14 protein-coding genes are annotated in these 17,824 nt (G+C 48.9%); 3 read left to right on the forward strand and 11 right to left on the reverse strand.

The features are described from left to right. Positions 1-8 precede the first annotated feature (8 nt). The 6 genes from ACO0K3_RS06985 to ACO0K3_RS07010 form a co-directional block, all read right to left on the reverse strand. On the reverse strand, positions 9-956 hold the full coding sequence (locus tag ACO0K3_RS06985; RefSeq protein WP_422960487.1) for an amino acid ABC transporter substrate-binding protein: 948 nt from the start codon (positions 954-956) through the stop codon (positions 9-11). 170 nt (positions 957-1,126) lie between these two features. Next, on the reverse strand, positions 1,127-2,023 hold the full coding sequence (locus ACO0K3_RS06990) for an amino acid ABC transporter substrate-binding protein (protein WP_422983138.1): 897 nt from the start codon (positions 2,021-2,023) through the stop codon (positions 1,127-1,129). Positions 2,024-2,351: 328 nt separating this feature from the next. Further along, a complete protein-coding gene (locus ACO0K3_RS06995) occupies positions 2,352-3,638 on the reverse strand; it encodes a Glu/Leu/Phe/Val family dehydrogenase (protein WP_422960485.1) in 1,287 nt (428 codons plus the stop codon). A 328-nt stretch (positions 3,639-3,966) separates the two neighbouring features. Beyond that, positions 3,967-4,944 (reverse strand): LysR family transcriptional regulator, encoded by a 978-nt coding sequence (locus tag ACO0K3_RS07000; RefSeq protein ID WP_422960484.1) that lies wholly within the window; start codon positions 4,942-4,944, stop codon positions 3,967-3,969. 91 nt (positions 4,945-5,035) lie between these two features. Next, the gene (locus tag ACO0K3_RS07005) at positions 5,036-6,160 is read right to left on the reverse strand and encodes a branched-chain amino acid ABC transporter substrate-binding protein (RefSeq protein WP_422983140.1); all 1,125 of its coding nucleotides are present in this window, start codon (positions 6,158-6,160) and stop codon (positions 5,036-5,038) included. A gap of 225 nt (positions 6,161-6,385) precedes the next feature. Then, on the reverse strand, positions 6,386-8,269 hold the full coding sequence (locus ACO0K3_RS07010) for an ABCB family ABC transporter ATP-binding protein/permease (RefSeq protein WP_422983142.1): 1,884 nt from the start codon (positions 8,267-8,269) through the stop codon (positions 6,386-6,388). Between the two features lie 82 nt (positions 8,270-8,351). On the opposite strand from ACO0K3_RS07010, the gene ACO0K3_RS07015 reads away from it, so the two are divergent. Then, the gene (locus ACO0K3_RS07015; RefSeq protein WP_422955845.1) at positions 8,352-8,759 is read left to right on the forward strand and encodes an acyl-CoA thioesterase; all 408 of its coding nucleotides are present in this window, start codon (positions 8,352-8,354) and stop codon (positions 8,757-8,759) included. A gap of 193 nt (positions 8,760-8,952) precedes the next feature. Continuing rightward, positions 8,953-10,554 (forward strand): alkaline phosphatase D family protein, encoded by a 1,602-nt coding sequence (locus tag ACO0K3_RS07020; RefSeq protein ID WP_422983144.1) that lies wholly within the window; start codon positions 8,953-8,955, stop codon positions 10,552-10,554. Positions 10,555-10,708: 154 nt separating this feature from the next. Here ACO0K3_RS07020 and ACO0K3_RS07025 read toward each other — a convergent pair whose 3' ends face one another. The 5 genes from ACO0K3_RS07025 to ACO0K3_RS07045 form a co-directional block, all read right to left on the reverse strand. Then, positions 10,709-12,391 (reverse strand): long-chain fatty acid--CoA ligase, encoded by a 1,683-nt coding sequence (locus ACO0K3_RS07025; RefSeq protein WP_422983146.1) that lies wholly within the window; start codon positions 12,389-12,391, stop codon positions 10,709-10,711. 33 nt (positions 12,392-12,424) lie between these two features. After that, positions 12,425-12,649, reverse strand: coding sequence for a hypothetical protein (locus ACO0K3_RS07030; protein ID WP_422983148.1), 225 nt, complete (start codon positions 12,647-12,649; stop codon positions 12,425-12,427). Positions 12,650-12,717: 68 nt separating this feature from the next. Further along, positions 12,718-14,796, reverse strand: a complete 2,079-nt coding sequence (locus ACO0K3_RS07035; RefSeq protein ID WP_422983150.1) for a molybdopterin-containing oxidoreductase family protein — start codon at positions 14,794-14,796, stop codon at positions 12,718-12,720. 39 nt (positions 14,797-14,835) lie between these two features. Further along, positions 14,836-15,996, reverse strand: a complete 1,161-nt coding sequence (gene argE / locus ACO0K3_RS07040) for an acetylornithine deacetylase (RefSeq protein ID WP_422983152.1) — start codon at positions 15,994-15,996, stop codon at positions 14,836-14,838. A gap of 138 nt (positions 15,997-16,134) precedes the next feature. After that, on the reverse strand, positions 16,135-17,064 hold the full coding sequence (locus tag ACO0K3_RS07045) for an NAD(P)-dependent oxidoreductase (RefSeq protein WP_422983154.1): 930 nt from the start codon (positions 17,062-17,064) through the stop codon (positions 16,135-16,137). A gap of 141 nt (positions 17,065-17,205) precedes the next feature. Here ACO0K3_RS07045 and ACO0K3_RS07050 point away from each other — a divergent pair, with 141 nt between their 5' ends. Further along, positions 17,206-17,745: an acyloxyacyl hydrolase gene (locus tag ACO0K3_RS07050; protein ID WP_422983156.1), complete on the forward strand. Its 540-nt coding sequence runs from the start codon at positions 17,206-17,208 to the stop codon at positions 17,743-17,745. Positions 17,746-17,824 lie beyond the last annotated feature (79 nt).

The raw sequence follows: 17,824 nt of genomic DNA on the forward strand, positions 1-17,824 counted from the left end.
TTAATGACTTATTTTTTCTTTTTCAATACAGCTTTTTGCGCCTCTGGTACCGCGGCATAAGCAGATGGCTCACCAGAATCAGTTGGCTTAGCAACGACCGCTTTGAATTGATCTGACATAGGCCAGTTCAAAGCGATACCTTTTGGCGGGATCGGTTGCAAGAACCATTTGTGGTAGATGCGGTTGATGTCGCCGGAAGTCAGTACGTTCGAAATCGCTTTATCAACAGCGGCTTTGAAAGGAGCATCGTCCTTGCGCAGCATGATGCCGTATGGCTCAACGGACAAAGCTTCTTTACTGATCTCGTAATCAGCCGGAGATTTAGAATTGGCAGCCAGTGATGCCAGCAAAATATCATCCATCACGAACGCCACCGCACGACCGGTTTCTACCATCAGGAAGGCTTCGGCATGATCTTTCGCTGGCAAAATATTGATGCCCAGATTTTGATCGGCGTTCAATGTCGTCAATTGTTTCAGGTTGGATGTGCCTGAAGTAGAGACAACGGATTTGCCTTTCAGGTCCGCCAGAGTTTTTACGTTTGAGGATTTTTTGGACAACAACCGATTGGCTGTCACAAATGTAGTCGGCGCAAACGAGACTTGCTTTTGACGTTCCATATTGTTCGTTGTGGAACCGCACTCCAGATCAACGGTACCGTTCGCCATCAGCGGGATACGGGTTGCCGATGTCACCGGATTTAATTTCACGTTCAGGCTGGATAAGCCCAATTGTTTTTGCACCGCTGTGACGATTTTCATGCACAGATCGATGGAGTAACCTTGATACGACTGTTTGTCGTCGAGGTAAGAAAATGGAATGGAGGAATCACGTACACCAAGTGTGATCGTGCCAGTATCTTTAATCTTTTTCAGTGTGCCAGTTTCTTGCGCCTGTGCTGCACCTGCAATCACGCCGGCAGCAATCAGGAAAGCGAACATATTCGTTAATTTCATACCATCTCCAAAAGTTACGTCAAAAGATTTACGACAAAAAGTCACCTGCTGAGTTTACCAAAATCGACCAAATGACACTGTCTTTTTTTGGCTTAAGCGATACGTATAACTACGTAAATACATCGATAAAATCGAGAAATTAACTCTTATTTCTCGATAACAGCGTCTAACTAATCCGCGACCTTGTCTGAGGGAAAGCGTATCGTGTCACGCAATAAAAAACCCATCGGCATATTCAGGTTAGCGCCCTTAGGCGGAACCGGCTGCTGAAACCATTTGGTATAGAGTTTATTGATTTCACCATCGCCCATCATGCGCGAAATTTCACGGTCGACAAAGGATTTAAATGCGGGATCATCTTTACGCAACATGATGGCGTAAGGCTCAGTAGATAAAGAGTCTCCGACGATGGCGAACTTCGCTGGCTCTTTAGAGTTGGCGCGAAAACCATACAGTAATACGTCATCCATCGTAAAGGCGTCTGCCTGAAAAGATTCAACCATGGCAAAGGAATTATTATGGTCATTACCCTCAACCAGTTTCAACCCCAGCGAGCGCACTTTATCCCGGTCATTCAAGAGTTTGACTGAGGTTGTTCCTTTGGTGGTGACGACTTTTTTGTCTTTCAGGTCAGTCCAGTTGGTGATCCCGGAATCGGCACGAACCAGCATTCGCGCAGTCGCAAAAAAATGTGGGATCGTGAACGCGACCTGTTTGCGTCGCTCAGCATTATTGGTCGTAGAGCCACACTCAAGATCCGCCTTACCCTCTGCGATGCTTGGAATACGTGTGCTTGCTGTAACCAGCAGATAATTCACGGTTAGTTGCGGGCTCTTTAATTCCTTCTTGAGCGCATCGACAATTTTTTGACAAATGTCGACGGAATAACCGATTGGTTTTTTGCTTTCGGATAAATACGAAAATGGAAAAGACGCTTCTCTGTGGGCAATCGTGATGGTCTGCGTTTCTTTGATACGGGCCAGTGTATCAATCGCCTGGGCAGCAGACATGAAACTCGCCAAGCCGCTCAGCGCCGCTATTTGTACGATCCAGAACTTAGCTTTCATAATCATTCCCCAGGTGAGACGACGATGGCTTGCGCCCGAATTTTAGAATGGTAAATACATTTACGCGATCTTTTATATTGAAATATTCTATTTTCACAAACTTTTATTCTGTTTTAAATGCGTGCTGACTGTTTTTTCATGGTAAGGAAACAGCACTTTAAATAAAACAATACATCCATCGATGCGTTTGCATTGATGGATGTATTTCTCTTACCGTTGCTCTAAGGCACTGGAAGATACACTAAAGCGTCGAGCCTTGCATAAAACTACGGCGCTCAGTAATGTTAATCAAACACCGGTTAATCAGGCTTTAAACTCTGCGCTGGTCTTATGGATACAGACCGCGAACTTCACGTGCTTGCAATACGCGCGAACAACCGATGATGAAGGCTGCCGTCCGCAAAGAAACTTTCTTATCTTCAGTCACATGCCAGACCGAGTTAAATGCCTCTTTCATAATACGAGTCAGACGCTGATTGATTTCATCTTCGCTCCAGAAATAACTGGAAAAATCCTGTACCCATTCAAAATACGACACAGTCACGCCACCCGCATTTGCGATTACGTCCGGCACAACCAACACACCTTTGTCGCTCAAAATATCATCCGCTTCTGGTGTGGTTGGACCATTCGCACCTTCGAGAATAATTTTGGCGCGAATCTTGTTGGCATTCTTTTCCGTGATTTGCTGTTCCAGCGCAGCAGGGATCAAAATATCGCAATCCACTGACCAGAACTCATCGTTCGGGATCACGGCTTCTGCACCACTAAAGCCCGCCACACTGCCATTGGCTGCGACATGTTCGAGCAATTTATGCGCATCAAGTCCGTTGGAGTGGAAAATCGTACCGCCATGATCTTGTACCGCGACGACTTTAGCACCGGCCTCAGAGAACAGGCGCGCTGCGATGCCGCCGACGTTACCAAAACCTTGTACGGCAATCTTTGCTCCAGCAATATTCAGGCCACGTTTTGCTGCGGCTTCGCAACCGACGACAAAAACACCGCGTCCCGTTGCTTCGCGACGGCCCAGGCTGCCGCCGAGTGAAATTGGCTTACCTGTCACGACACCAGTTGCTGTGCGGCCTTCGTTCATGGAATAGGTATCCATCATCCATGCCATGGTCTGCTCATTGGTGTTGACGTCCGGTGCAGGAATATCCTTGTCCGGGCCAATAATGATGCCGATCTCGGAGGTATAACGACGCGTCATGCGCATCAGTTCGCCACGCGATAAAGTTTTTGGATCAACGCGGATACCGCCTTTGGCACCGCCGTATGGCACATTGACTGCGGAATTTTTTATGGTCATCCAGGCAGACAGAGCCATCACTTCTGACAGTGTCACATCCTGATGGAAACGCACGCCGCCTTTACCAGGGCCGCGTGATGTATTGTGCTGTACACGATAGCCTTCAAAATGAGAAATGCTGCCGTCGTCACGCTCGATAGGCACGTCAACAATCAAAATACGCTTAGGACGCTTCAGCGTCTCTACCCAGCGGGACAGATGGCCGAGGTAAGGCGTAACACGATCGATTTGCTCTAGATAAACTGACCAAGGACCTGTCTCATGCGGGGTAAGATAAGAGGGTATTTGGTGATGGCTGGACATGGTATGTCTCCTTCCTGTGTAAGTTAACTATGTTGACGACCATTGGTGACCAATGAGGTGATGCATAGTAGGACAACAGGCCATTTTATCGCCAATGCTTTGTTTGCATGTATGTATGCAACAAATGCATAGATATATTTCACCCTGATTTCGCTACAGACTTGCAGAAAAAAACCCACCGCTTTTTTCATATACCGGCATCAGATCAGCATCAACCATATTAGCGACGAAACTCAGCCACACTGAGGAATAGCTTAGGACAATTTAAGTCAAATTTACAGTGACTTATTCGGGACAAATCACCACAACACTTTGCACCGGATGGCACTCATGCGGGCTTGCGGCGTTCTTTTTTGCCACTCTTGACTGCGGTACTGGCATGCGGTGAATGCAGTTGCTCCAGATACTCCCACAAGCGGGAGACGATTGCCTTGCCGGGCCGCTGCACCGATGGACGCTCGCGATACAGACGAATTTCCATCTCAACTTCCCATGCGCTGGAGTGGCCGTCAGCACGCGCCAGCTGCTTTTGTTTTAGTTCGCGCGTCACTGCAGATTCAGGTAAAAATGCGACGCCACGACCCTCGAGCGCCATCATTTTTAACCCCTCGGCCATATCGGTTTCATAGCACTTATCGAGATGCAAAGGAATACGGGCATCATTCAGAATCAGATCGACCATCCGTCCCAGATACGCGTTATTGGCGTAGGCTAAAAATGGTAAAGGTGATTTTTCTGAGCCTGGCAAAAGCAACTCGGACTTACCGGATTTATCGCAACGGGCATAAGCGCGCAAGGCCTCAGTTCCCATACTGATCATGTCGTACTGACTGGCATCCAGCAGCAAAGGCTGGCGCGGGTGGTGGTAGCAGAGCAGCAGATCGCAACCGCCCTCGACCAAGCTCATCACGGCATCATGCACATTCAGCGCAAGCAGGCGGCTGTTGATCTCGCCAAAGGCTGACTCAAGTTCGGTCAGCCACTTTGGCACGTAGGTCAGCGATAAAGTATGGGGTACCGCGAAGTCGACAGTGGTCTGGGTAGTGGTGCGCTTGCCCCGCAATAAAGCACGGGCGTTATTGATCTGCCCGAGCATGGCAATCGCTTGCTCGTAAAATACCTCGCCCGCATGTGTTAAGCGGGTCGGATATGAGGTGCGGTCAATCAGGTCGCTGCCAAGCCACGCCTCCAGCGATTGTATGCGACGCGAGAACGCTGGTTGCGTGACATGACGCAATTCAGCAGAGCGGCTGAAACTATTGGTTTCAGCTAAAGAGACGAAGTCTTCCAGCCATTTGGTTTCCATTTCGCCATGATAATCGCAGCACGAAAAAAAAGCGTCAACTTGTGCGGGATATCCACACAGTTTGACGCTTATTTTATGGTACTACGAGTGCTTAGAAGATATTCGTTTGCTCAGTCAAGCTACCGCCAACCGACTCATAGATCACGACGGTGCCGTCTTTCAGATCGCCTTTGGCATCAAACTCTATCGTACCCTGGATTTTGCCATCGAAAGAGGTTTTCTTCATTTCTGGCACAAAGACTTTAGGATCGATAGAACCGGCTCTCTGCATCGCCTGCGCATACACGTGAATACCATCGTAAGAGATCGGCGACATCGCGCCCGGCTCACCGAATTTGGCACGATACTTCTGCATGAAGGCAGCGCCGCCAGACAACCAGGATGGCGGTACCCCGGCAACCGTACAAAAGTAGCCACGATCCGCATTACCAGCTGCTGACTTGATAATTGCGGCATCGCACATGGAATCACCGGTCACGAATTTCGCAGTGATACCTGCGGCGCGCATGGCCTTCAGCAATCCCAAACCAACCGGCTCATCACCGCCGTAGATCACCACATCCGATTTGCTGTCACTGATTTTTTTCACAAGCTGCGGATAGTCGACCGTCAGTGGATTGACCGACTCCTTACCCGGGACGATTTTTTTTGATTCCAGAACCTTTAATACTTCTGCTGCCAGACCGAGTCCAAACAATGATGCATCATCGACCACGAACACCGTTTTTGCTTTTAGCTTATCGACTGCGATACGCCCCAATGTTGTGCCCTGCTCGATATCATCCGCACCAATACGGAACGCACTGGGAATACCCATCCGCGTGTATTGGGGGTTGGTTGAGGCTGACATTTGCGGGATGCCTGCTTTGGCATAAATCGGCGCGGCGGGAATCGTCACACCGGAATTAAAGTGCCCATACACAGCGACGACACCGGCATCAACCAGACGCTGCGCAGCAGCTTTACCGTCTTCCGGATTCGCTTTATCGTCTTCTATCATCAGGGAGAAATGGGCACGCTTACCCTGGATGTAGATGCCCTCCTCATTTAATTCATCGACGGCGATTTGCGCACCGCCGGCAATACTTTTACCGTTATGAGCGAGATTGCCCGTCATCGGCGCAACAACACCGATTTTGACTTCGACCTGACGACTACAGGCGCTGACCAACAAAACTACAGCGAGGCCAATTAGTTTTTGTGACAAGACTTTCATCGTTGCTCCTGAATAGAGAGGCAGATTGTAAGAATAATTCTTCCTGATAGTAGGACTGGACAGGACGAATAAAATTTTGAAATTTCAAGAATTTCAAATACTTTACATCGTACTGGCAATTTCATCAGAAAAGCTAAATTCTATAAAGCAATCTTTGTGCCGCACATTCCTTGCATCAATACAATTGATCTTGTACTAAGAGATTCTGGCCATTCATCTTGCTATTCAATCTGCAGTGCAATACGCCGCACTCACTTCAACATCAGAGTCATCGAAGTCATCTGCTCGTTCATCACTGCGATTTTGTTGTCGTTCCCACATTTGTGTGTACGCACCATTTAGCATTAGTAACTGCTGATGCGTACCACGTTCAATGATGCGCCCTTTATCCATCACCAGAATCTGTTCCGCGTCGACAATGGTGGATAGACGATGAGCAATCACCAGACTGGTTCTAGTCTTGGCAATCTCTTTGATTTGCGCTTGTATCATTTGCTCAGACTTGGAGTCGAGCGCCGACGTTGCCTCATCAAAAATCAGGATGGAAGGATTCTTTAATAAAGTTCTGGCAATCGCGACGCGCTGTTTTTCGCCGCCGGACAATTTCAAACCGCGCTCACCGACGGTGCTTGCGTACCCATCCGGCAAGCTTTCAATAAAATCGTGAATATAAGCGGCCCGTGCCGCAGCGACGACCTCATCTCTGGTCGCACCCGGCTTACCGTAGGCAATGTTGTATTCAATACTGTCATTGAACAACACCGTATCCTGTGGCACGATACCGATGGCATTGCGCAGTGAATGTTGAGTAATCGCGCGAATATCCTGGCCGTCAATCCGAATGGCGCCACCCTGAATATCGTAGAAGCGAAACAGCAAACGCGATAGGGTAGATTTACCCGATCCGCTATGCCCGACAACCGCCGTCGTGGTACCGGCAGCGATCGTAAAATCGACATCAAATAAAATCTGCCGCTTACTTTCATAGCTGAAATCGACATGCGCAAACTGAATCGATCCGCCCTTGCTATGATCCACGCTGAGAGGCACCGCGTCTGCCGTATCGGCAATCTCCTTATGCTGATCCAGCAAAGAAAACAGCTTCTCCATATCTGCCAGGCTTTGTTTAATTTCGCGGTAAAGAACGCCAAGAAAATTCAAGGGAATATAGAGCTGAATCATAAACGTGTTCACCAGTACCAGGTCGCCCAGACTCATGGTTCCGGCGATCACGCCTTGCGTCGCACGCCATAAAATCAGTGTGACTGCCGTCGCAATAATCAGCGACTGCCCCGTATTTAGCAAGGATAAACTGGACTGAGATTTGACTGCGGCGAATTCAAATTTTTGCAGGCCTTCGTCATAACGTTGCGCTTCGTATTCTTCATTACCAAAGTATTTAACTGTCTCATAATTCAGTAGCGAATCGATCGCCTTGGTACTCGCTTTAGAATCGAGTTCGTTCATGGTGCGACGAAAATGCGTCCGCCATTCAGTCACCGCAATCGTGAACGTAATGTAGGTCACGAGCGCCACCAGAGTGATCACAGAGAACCAGATATCGTAATGCGTTGAGAGATAAATCAATACCAGCGTAATCTCAAGCAACGTCGGAAAAATACTGAACAGGGCATACGACACCAGCGATGAAATACCGCGGGTGCCGCGCTCGATATCACGTGTCATACCACCGGTCTGGCGGTTCAGATGAAAACGCAGCGATAAGGCATGCAAGTGCCGGAATACCTTTAGCGCAATTGTCCGTACTGCACGCTGAGTGACCTTAGCAAAAACAAATTCACGCAACTCGGTGAATAACGTGGTCGACAAACGCAAAGCGCCATAGCCAATCAAAATCCCGACTGGTAACACCATCAATGCCGCCGGATGCTGAGGACTGATCGACATGCTATCGATCAATTGCTTCAACACGAGCGGTACGCCCACACTGGCAAGTTTGGCGCCAACCAGAAACAATAACGCCAGCGAGACGCGCCATTTATATGCCCACAAATACGGTAATAAAGTTTTAACAGTAGACCAATCGCCGCGAGGTGATGGCGCTGAATTTGCAGAGGCAGGAGCATCGGCAGATGAGTTACGGCGCATAGAATTGCCTAAGGTAAGTAGGGATATGGTTTATGATTTGCTGAAATTATCTAAGCGAATTGTATCTTTGAAAGGAAATACCATGTCTGACCAGATGAAAAACACCCTCCCTGCCGGCATGCCGCAATTGCGTGTCATGCCGATGCCCGCCGATGCGAATGTTCACGGTGACGTATTTGGCGGATGGATCATGGCGCAGGTCGATATCGCTGGAGCAATCCCTGCCGCGCGCCGCGCCAATGGCCGTGTTGCGACGATTGCGGTGAATTCATTTTTGTTTAAACAACCTGTTTTTGTGGGTGATTTACTGTCGTTTTATGCAGAAGTTGTTAAAGTCGGCAATACCTCGATCACCGTGTCTGTCGAAGTTTATGCAGAGCGTAATCGCCTGCAGGCGAGTACCGTCAAAGTAACTGAAGCGACATTAACTTATGTCGCAACAGGCGAGGACAGAAAACCTCGTCCGATTCCGCCGTTAGACGCTATCTGAGCCGATTTTAAGTTGATTTTGAGCCTGCTCCACAGCATTCCATTTCATGCTGATCTGAATGGTGCATCTTCACCATACTGCAAGATGACAAAAGCAATGACAAGATTCATGATATAAAAATGCCATCGCGCCAGTGCAGCATCACCTGTCTATATTCCGAATAATTTATTACGTGCGGCCTGCACTGACTACTATGCAACGACGGCAGTTTTTACAACAATCTCTACAGCAGTCTTTACGCCTTGCTGTGCTTGCGGCATCGGCGTATCAGCTACCCAGTTTTGCCGCAGATAAGTCATCGGCCTATCCCTTCACACTCGGTGTTGCTTCCGGCTCACCCCGGCATGATAGCGTGGTGATCTGGACTCGCCTGCTGCCTGAACCATTGAATGCCATGGCGCTGCCCGCAGTGCCTTACAAAGTACGATGGGAAATCTCGGAAGACGAGACTTTTCATCACATTGTCGGCCGAGGGGAACATACCGCCTTGCCTGAGCTCGCACATAGCGTGCACGTTGATGTTACCGGCTTGCAGGCGGAACGCAATTATTGGTACCGCTTTATGCTGGGTGAGGCGATCAGTCCGGTAGGACGCACACGCACTGCGCCAATCGCAGAGGCCATGCCCTCTGGCTTGCGACTGGCGGTCGCCTCCTGTCAGCACTGGGAGTTTGGTGAATATGCAGGGCACCGGCATATCGCTGCGGCATATCCGGATCTGGTGATTTTCCTCGGTGATTATATTTATGAATGGGGACCTTACGATTTAAGTCATCCGTCCAAGCCACGCAGGCGCGATGTCGAGAGTATGAATCTGGCCGGCTACCGTAGTCGCTATGCCCAGTACAAATCAGATCCGCATCTACAAGCAGCGCATCACGTCGCACCATGGATCGTGACGTGGGACGATCATGAAGTCTGCAATGATTACGGCAACGACAGGGATGAACGTTTATCGGTCGATTTTTTGCAACGACGCGCAGCGGCATATCAGGCGTTTTATGAGCATATGCCGGTACGCCTGCCGAATCTGACGGCGCTCATGAGTGAAGCAGGACGCTTTGCTCATATGCGGATTTATGAGCGTTATGACTGGGGCAAGCTTGCGCGTTTCCATGTACTTGATGACCGTCAGTATCGCTCACACCATGCCTGCCCGAAACCAGGGATGGGCGGCTCAAATTCAGTCACGAATGCCGAGTGTCGTGAACTGCTTGATCCAAACAGAACTCTGCTGGGGCAAGAACAGGAGAAGTGGCTGGCACAGGGATTTGCCAGCTCCGGCGCCAAGTGGAATGTCCTGACACAACAAACTCTGATGGCACAATCTAGCCAGACGCCAGTCGCTAAAGAAGGTGATGGAAAATTCTGGACCGACGGCTGGGATGGCTACCCGCTTGCACGGCAGCGTGTATTAGACGATCTGCAAAAACATAAACCGGCGAATCCTGTGATTATTTCCGGTGACGTCCATACGTTTTATGCGGCGAACATCAAACGTGATTTTTATAGTAAAGCCTCGGCAAACAATCCGATCCTGGCAACAGAGTTTTGCGGTACCTCGATTACGTCCAGCTCACGTCCGCAAGAACGCACAGACCAATACGTCGCGCAAAATCCTCATATCAAATTCGGACGTAGTGATAAGCGCGGCTTTATCCTGATGGATATCACACCGAAACAAATGACAACCCGCTTCATGGCGCTGGACGACGTATCTCGTGCGGACTCTGGTATCTCGACGCTAACAAGCTTTGTGGTTGAAGACGGGAAAACCGGCGTAGTGAGCGCGTAGCAAATAAAAAAGGAAGGCAGATACCTTCCTTTTTTTGCACTCAATATATGCTCCATGGCAGTATATTTTCAACGCCTAATAAATACGTGCGGATTAAGCACTATATTGAATGAATACATGGGGAGTATATACATTAAGTTCCCCGAATATCGTCTCAGGCAGCTTTCTTTTCGTCACGCAATTCGCGACGCAAAATTTTGCCTACATTGGTCTTAGGCAGTTCCAGGCGAAACTCAATGAACTTCGGTTTTTTGTAAGCAGTGAATTGCTCTTTGCAGTAATCCATCAATTGCTCAACCGTCAGCGTCGGATCTTTACGCACCACAAACAACTTGACTGCCTCGCCTGAGTTAGCATCTGGTACGCCAACGCAAGCGCATTCCAGCACGCCCGGATGCAAGGCAACCACACCTTCAATCTCGTTCGGATATACATTAAAGCCAGAGACCAAGATCATATCTTTCTTACGATCGACAATCGTGGTGTAGCCGCGGAAATCCATAATCCCGACGTCACCCGATTTGAAAAATCCATCGGCAGTCATTACCTTGGCAGTCTCATCAGGACGATTCCAATACCCGACCATGACTTGCGGCCCACGGATGGCAATCTCTCCAGGTGAACCTAGAGGCACATGATTACCGTCATCGTCGAGAATCGCAATTTCAGTCGACGGGATCGGGAGTCCGATCGTACCGGAAAATTCTTTAGTTTTTGCCGGATTCGCGGTGGCAACTGGCGATGTCTCTGACAAGCCGTAACCTTCTGCGATTGCACAACCGGTAGTTTTCAGCCATTTGTCGGCGACTGCTTTTTGCACTGCCATACCGCCGCCGCTACAAATCTCATAGCCGGAGAAATCGAGTTTGGCGAAATCGGGATTATTCAGCAAACCGTTGTACAAGGTGTTCACTGCCGGGAAAATATTGACCTTATATTTTGCCAATTCTTTGATAAATCCCGGAATATCGCGTGGATTCGGAATCAGCAAATTCATCGCACCAATACGCGTACCCAGCAAGCTGCAAACGGTCAACGCGAAGATGTGATACAGGGGCAAAGCACAGACGATTACTTTTTGCTCAGAGCTGGCCTGATTCTCCATACCGGACATCAACCATGCGTCGTTTTGCAAAATATTGGCAATGACATTGCGGTGAGACAGCGTCGCACCTTTCGACACGCCCGTGGTTCCGCCGGTATATTGCAGGAACGCGATATCGTCGTGACCGAGATTGACTGGCTGAAAATTCAGGCGACTAGATTCAGCGAGCATCTGCTTAAATCGCACCGCACCCGGCAGCGAGAATGCCGGTACCATTTTTTTGACATTGCGGACAACGAAATTGACGATCGCGCCCTTCACACCTCCCAACATATCACCCATGGTGGCGACGACGATATGCTTGATTGGTGTATTGCTCAGAACATGTTCCAGCGTCACGGCGAAATTTTCTAAAATGAAAATCGCTTCAGCGCCGGAATCTTTTAACTGATGCTCTAATTCGCGAGGTGTGTACAAAGGATTGACGTTGACGACGGTGTAACCCGCGCGCAGCACTGCCGCCATCACGACCGGGTATTGCAAGACATTCGGCATCATGATCGCAACGCGGGCACCTTTTTGGAGCCCCTTACTTTGCAACCAAGCGCCGACTTTCTTTGACAGCGTATCCAGCTCGCCGTAAGTCAGGAATTTATCCATGCAAGCGTAGGCATTACGTGCTGAGTATTTATGGAAAGACTCTTCCAGCACCTGCACCAGCGATTGATATTGAGAGAAATCGATTTCTGCCGGAACGCCTTGCGGATATGATTTCAGCCAAAACTTGTCCATACGGTTTTCCTTGTCTCTGAGTGTTGTTTTGATTTATTCAGCGTCGGTGCTGCCAATGATGCGCGAAGCACTGCTCGCCGGCAAACTGGTCGAATGATCTGCTAGCCTGGCTAGCATGAATATACTGCGCCGATAGTCGATGCTATCGGCAATGATAAACCAAGGCAAGTCTTTTGCAGCCAACTTGAAAGCATCCTCTACTAATTTGCTGCAACGCACAATCAACTGACTCGCTGAATGAATCTGTGATTTGGCCAAATTCACCGCCGTTCTGCACAAAAAATCTTAAGCCACCGGTGCGTTTTGCAAGCACACTGGCTCACTGATCAGTCCTTTTCGACCTGCACCAGTACGTCGTAGAAGGTAGGTCCGCCGCCCATGTCTGTTAAACGCTGACTGGTGAGCTCATTCGCATTTTTGTGATCGGAAGCAAACTTTTTCCACCAGATCGATAAGCCGACCACCAGACCTCGCCGGGCTTTATCAGTAACTCTTGCAAGTGCCACAAAAGAACCACGGTCATTGAAAATTCTGACGGTATCACCAGAAGCAATCTGGCGATGCTGAGCATCTTCAGGATGGATGTCTATATGCGGTTCGCCTTCGGTATCACGTAAACTTTGTACATTGACGAAACTCGAATTCAAAAAATTGCGTGCAGGCGGCGAAATCATGGCCAATGGATATTTACCGGCAAGCACAGGATTGCTCGCAACCGACTCATAAGGGGGAATATACGTGGGTAAGGGATCATAACCATCGCGTTGCATTTGTTCGCTATAGAACTCACATTTTCCGGACGGTGTCAGGAACCCGCCCTGTGCAAAAGGAGCGTCGGGAACACATAATTTCGCCCATCCCGTTTTCTTCAGTGAACTCCAGTCGAAATGTACAGCACGAACATCGGATTGCTTAAATGCTTGCGCAGCCAGTTCATCATCACTTTCACGAAAGCACGGGTCATCAAAACCCATGTGATGTGCCAGAAGACGAAAGATTTCTGTATTCGGTTTTGCCTCTCCCATAGGGGCAATCGCGGCATTATTCGCCATCATGTACAAATGCCCATAGGCGCTGTGCGCATCCACATGTTCAAGCTGAGTTGTCGCAGGTAAAACGATATCTGCATAGTCTGCTGTGTCGGTCTGAAAATGCTCAAGCACTACAGTGAATAAATCCTCGCGGGCGAATCCCCGGGCCACCGCATCCGATTCCGGCGCGACGGCAACTGGGTTTGAATTATAGACAATCACAGCCTCAATCCTGGGGCCGAAACTGACAGAAGTCTCGCGTAATAAATCATCACCGATCGTACTCATATTAATCGTACGTGGAGTCAGTGATTGCGGGAATAAGTCTGGTCGCTGTAAGCCGGCAAGATTTTTAGGAAAAGCATCCGACAATGATAATTGCACACCTCCTGCAGCGTGACGCCATGCCCCGACCAATGCTGGCAGACAGGCGATATTGCGCACGGCCATGCCACCACCACGAACTCTTTGCATTCCGTAGTTCATTCGTATCATACTGGCCTCACCCCGTTGCGCGCATTCGCCATATACTCGTGCCAGATTCGTCACCTCTTCTGCACTGATTCCACAAGTTTCTGCGACGCGCTCAGGTGTCCACTCTGCTACGCGCTGTTTAAGTTGCTCAAAGCCCAGTGTGTAGGCTGAGATATAGTCATGATCAAGCAAGTCTTCTTTGATCAGGACATGCATCATGCCCAGCACTAAGGCCGCATCAGTGCCTGGCAATAAGGCGATATGCTGATGGCATTTTTCAGCCGTTAAAGAGCGGTAAGGATCGATCGCAATAATCTTCGCACCATTGCGTTTTGCTTCTTGTACACGCATCCAGAAATGCAGATTGGACGCAATAGGATTACCACCCCAGATGAGAATTAATTGTGCATTTTGTGTTTGCTCAACATCCGTGCCAATGCGAGCACCCAAAGTGTATTTGTAGCCTGTCCCGCCAGCAGTTGCACATATTGTGCGGTCAAGAAAAGACGCACCGATTTTATGAAAAAACCGTTGCGACATGCTATCTCCCTGCACCAGTCCCATGGTGCCTGCGTAGCTATAAGGCAGTATGGCCAGGGGATTATGATCCGCAATTTTCTTAAGCTTTGTAGCAATCGTCGTCAGCGCTTCGTCCCAGCTAATTTGCTCAAATTGACCTTCACCTTTTTTGCCGATACGTTTCAACGGATGCAGTACACGGTCTTTGTGATAGGTGCGCTCTGTATAACGCGCGACTTTAGTACACAAGACGCCAGCCGTCGTCGGGTGATCTGGATCTCCGCGCACCTCGGTGGCGATCCCGTCTTGTACCGTGACATGCAAGGCGCAGGTATCCGGGCAATCGTGAGGACAAACGGCGCGGACGATGGCGGTGGTCATACTCATTCCTAAATTTTTAACTTTGATGAAATTGTCTGCTTACGAATCACATAAGCGCTGCATGAAGCGCTCGCACTGAGCGACCTGCGCCAGCTCCACATATTCGTTAGGCGAATGTGCCTGCTCGATACTGCCGGGTCCGCAGATGACGGTCGGAATACCTGCCTGCTGAAATAAACCGGCTTCTGTACCATAGGAAACAGCGCCGTCAGGTGCGTTCCCCGAGAGTTGTGCTGCTAGCTGGACGATGGCGTCTGACTCTTGCATTTGCAAACCAGGCGCGGAGGCCAGCCATTCAAAATCGATGCGTGCGAGCGGCTCTACTGCCACCATCTCTGGAATTAATTTGCGGGCATATTCCTGAATTTCTTCAAACAGTATGTCCGCCTTCATATCGGGTAATGTCCGCGCCTCAAATTGAAAATCACAATCTTTCGGCACAATATTGGTTGCGAGTCCGCCGCGGATCAAACCCGTTTGCAAGGTACTGTAAGGAACCGTATAAGAATCATCGCGAGCCTCTTGTAAGGCTAGGCGATCAGCTAATTCTCGGATGTACACAACAATTTTAGAGGCATACTCAATCGCATTAACACCCTGCGTCGTGTAGCTCGAATGCGCTTCTTTACCGCGTACACAGCAGCGGAAACGATGTGTGCCCTTGTGTGCGATGACCGGCCGCATCAAGGTGGGCTCACCGACGATACACGCAGCGGGCTGCAAACCGATTTCGTCCAGATCACGTATCAGGCTGCGTACGCCAAGACATCCCACTTCTTCGTCATAGGAAAAAGCGAGATGTAATGCCTGATCTCTGTCCGCAGCAATGTACTGCGGTATGGCATGTAGCGCCGCGGCGATATAAGTTTTCATGTCGGCTGCACCGCGTGCATATAAGCGATCACCATTAATCACTGCGGTAAAAGGATCGGTATGCCATTCCTGTCCGTCAACGGGTACCACATCAGTATGACCAGAAAGAATAATTCCCGGTTTTTTTCCTTCACCTACCGTAGCAAATAAATTAGCTTTTTTTCCGGTACTGTCATAAGTCAGTCTGGAACTGACGCCGTATTGCTTAAGGTAAGTTTGAATCCAGTCGATTAGTTCGAGATTAGAATCACGCGAAACCGTTTTGAAAGCAATTAATTGCGCCAGAATTGCAAGTAACTCCGGGGATACTCTAGATATGACTGTCATTGGATAATTCTTATGTTTGCTTGTGCTTCAGTAGCAGTGGAGGAAATATGCTGCCGCGGATAATTCATCTTGGCTAATTTGGCTAATTCCATACTATATCGCTGAACTACAAGCATGGCAGATAATCCCCGCGCATATTCAGTGTGCGTCTATCTGTGTAGGCAAGATATCGGGCTGATCGCCAAGACGCTGGCCTGGATTTTTCTTTTCCAATTCGAGTATCGCGGCAGAATGATCTGCAACAGGTTGATACGTGAGAAGTTGCTGATAGATTTCCGCAATCATTTCTGTGACAGGTAGTTGCAAGTCATGGCTGTGTGCCGCCTGTAAGATATTCCGCATATCTTTCGACTGGCTTTTGACTTGACCTCCGGGCAAAAAATTCCTGTCCAGCATACGCTGCCCATGTACCTCTAAAATACGACTCTCTGCAAATCCACCTCGCAAAGCTTGACGTACTGCGACAGGATCAGCGCCTCCGGCCTGTGCCAGCAATAATGCTTCTGCAACGATATTAATCGTCCCACCAACGATTAACTGATTACACAGCTTCGATAACTGTCCGCAACCGGGCAATCCGACCAAAGTCGCTTTTCCCAGTACGTCCAGGACAGGTTTAATTTTGCTAAATTCGTCCGGATATGCGCCAGCCATAATAGCTAAAGACCCGGCTTCTGCACCGATAACGCCGCCAGATACTGGCGCATCAATAAAAATAATACCCTTGGCTCGTAACAAGGCATTGAATTCTTGTGCCTCCTGTTGCTGCGTAGAACTCATATCTATCCAGATCTGTCCCGCCTTTAATGTGGGGAAAGTTTGCCGAATAATGTCCCCCACCACACCACCCGCTTCCAGCATACTGATCACGATATCGGTATCACCGCGGGCAGTTGACATAGCGTTTTGTGGTGCGATAACGATCTCTGCCCCTAAGATTCTCAAAGGCTCACATTTGGCAGATGTACGATTCCAGACAACCACGGGATATCCCGCATTGAGTAGTCTAGTAGCCATCGGTAAGCCCATCAGACCAATGCCCAAAAATGCAATTCGTGGTTTGTTCATACTATTTATTGTTTTAGGTTGTTATGAGTGAATGACATTGACAAGGTGTTGGCATATTTTGCTCATCGCCGATATGATTTGTAGCGAATTGATACAATATCTTAAGAATTCTTCTTTCACCTTTGATCAGGACATCGTTTTATGAAATTTTCGCTTAAAAAATCCTTGCTGTGTGGACTTATGCTGACTGTTGTGCAATCAGTAACATATGCTGCAGATTCAGCATCACTGGAATTCGCTACCGGGAATAAAACAAAAATGCTTCGTGCCGGAGCCCAATGGACTTGGGATGAGCAATGGTATAAATCAAACGGAACCCACATCGGTGGTTACTGGGACGCCACATTAGCAAGCTGGCAGGGTAATAATTATCAAGGAAGTGGTGCTAAACAAAACATCGTCGATGCTGGCATTACTCCTGTATTCCGGCTACAAAATGACAATAAGAAGGGAGCGTACGCCGAAGCAGGAATCGGTTTGCACATGTTATCGGACATATACGACAATAACGGCAGGAAGTTTTCGACGAATTTTCAGTTCGGCGACCATATTGGAGTTGGCTATGTACTGGCAAACGGCTGGGACCTTGCGGTCAAGATTCAGCACTACTCCAACGGAGGGGTTAAGCATCCGAACCCTGGTGTGAATTACGCGGTCGTGAAGGCGGGGCTTGCATTCTAGGCTGATGCTTTAGTAAGGGGTTAACGCATGCTAAAGAGATAGTCAAGGTCCTCGGGTTTTCTTGAGAGGACGATATGAG

It is taken from the genome of Undibacterium sp. Rencai35W, from assembly GCF_049340185.1.
GTDB lineage: Bacteria > Pseudomonadota > Gammaproteobacteria > Burkholderiales > Burkholderiaceae_D > Undibacterium.

Bases quoted from the DNA above. Each gene is read 5' to 3' on its own strand.
- ACO0K3_RS07045 (WP_422983154.1), bottom strand. From the start codon at position 17,064: ATGAACAAACCACGAATTGCATTTTTGGGCATTGGTCTGATGGGCTTA.
- ACO0K3_RS07005 (WP_422983140.1), bottom strand. From the start codon at position 6,160: ATGAAAGTCTTGTCACAAAAACTAATTGGCCTCGCTGTAGTTTTGTTG.
- ACO0K3_RS07025 (WP_422983146.1), bottom strand. From the start codon at position 12,391: ATGGACAAGTTTTGGCTGAAATCATATCCGCAAGGCGTTCCGGCAGAA.
- ACO0K3_RS07010 (WP_422983142.1), bottom strand. From the start codon at position 8,269: ATGCGCCGTAACTCATCTGCCGATGCTCCTGCCTCTGCAAATTCAGCG.
- ACO0K3_RS07050 (WP_422983156.1), top strand. From the start codon at position 17,206: ATGAAATTTTCGCTTAAAAAATCCTTGCTGTGTGGACTTATGCTGACT.
- ACO0K3_RS07035 (WP_422983150.1), bottom strand. From the start codon at position 14,796: ATGACCACCGCCATCGTCCGCGCCGTTTGTCCTCACGATTGCCCGGAT.
- ACO0K3_RS07015 (WP_422955845.1), top strand. From the start codon at position 8,352: ATGTCTGACCAGATGAAAAACACCCTCCCTGCCGGCATGCCGCAATTG.
- ACO0K3_RS07000 (WP_422960484.1), bottom strand. From the start codon at position 4,944: ATGGAAACCAAATGGCTGGAAGACTTCGTCTCTTTAGCTGAAACCAAT.
- ACO0K3_RS06985 (WP_422960487.1), bottom strand. From the start codon at position 956: ATGAAATTAACGAATATGTTCGCTTTCCTGATTGCTGCCGGCGTGATT.
- ACO0K3_RS07020 (WP_422983144.1), top strand. From the start codon at position 8,953: ATGCAACGACGGCAGTTTTTACAACAATCTCTACAGCAGTCTTTACGC.
- ACO0K3_RS06990 (WP_422983138.1), bottom strand. From the start codon at position 2,023: ATGAAAGCTAAGTTCTGGATCGTACAAATAGCGGCGCTGAGCGGCTTG.
- ACO0K3_RS06995 (WP_422960485.1), bottom strand. From the start codon at position 3,638: ATGTCCAGCCATCACCAAATACCCTCTTATCTTACCCCGCATGAGACA.
- argE (WP_422983152.1), bottom strand. From the start codon at position 15,996: ATGACAGTCATATCTAGAGTATCCCCGGAGTTACTTGCAATTCTGGCG.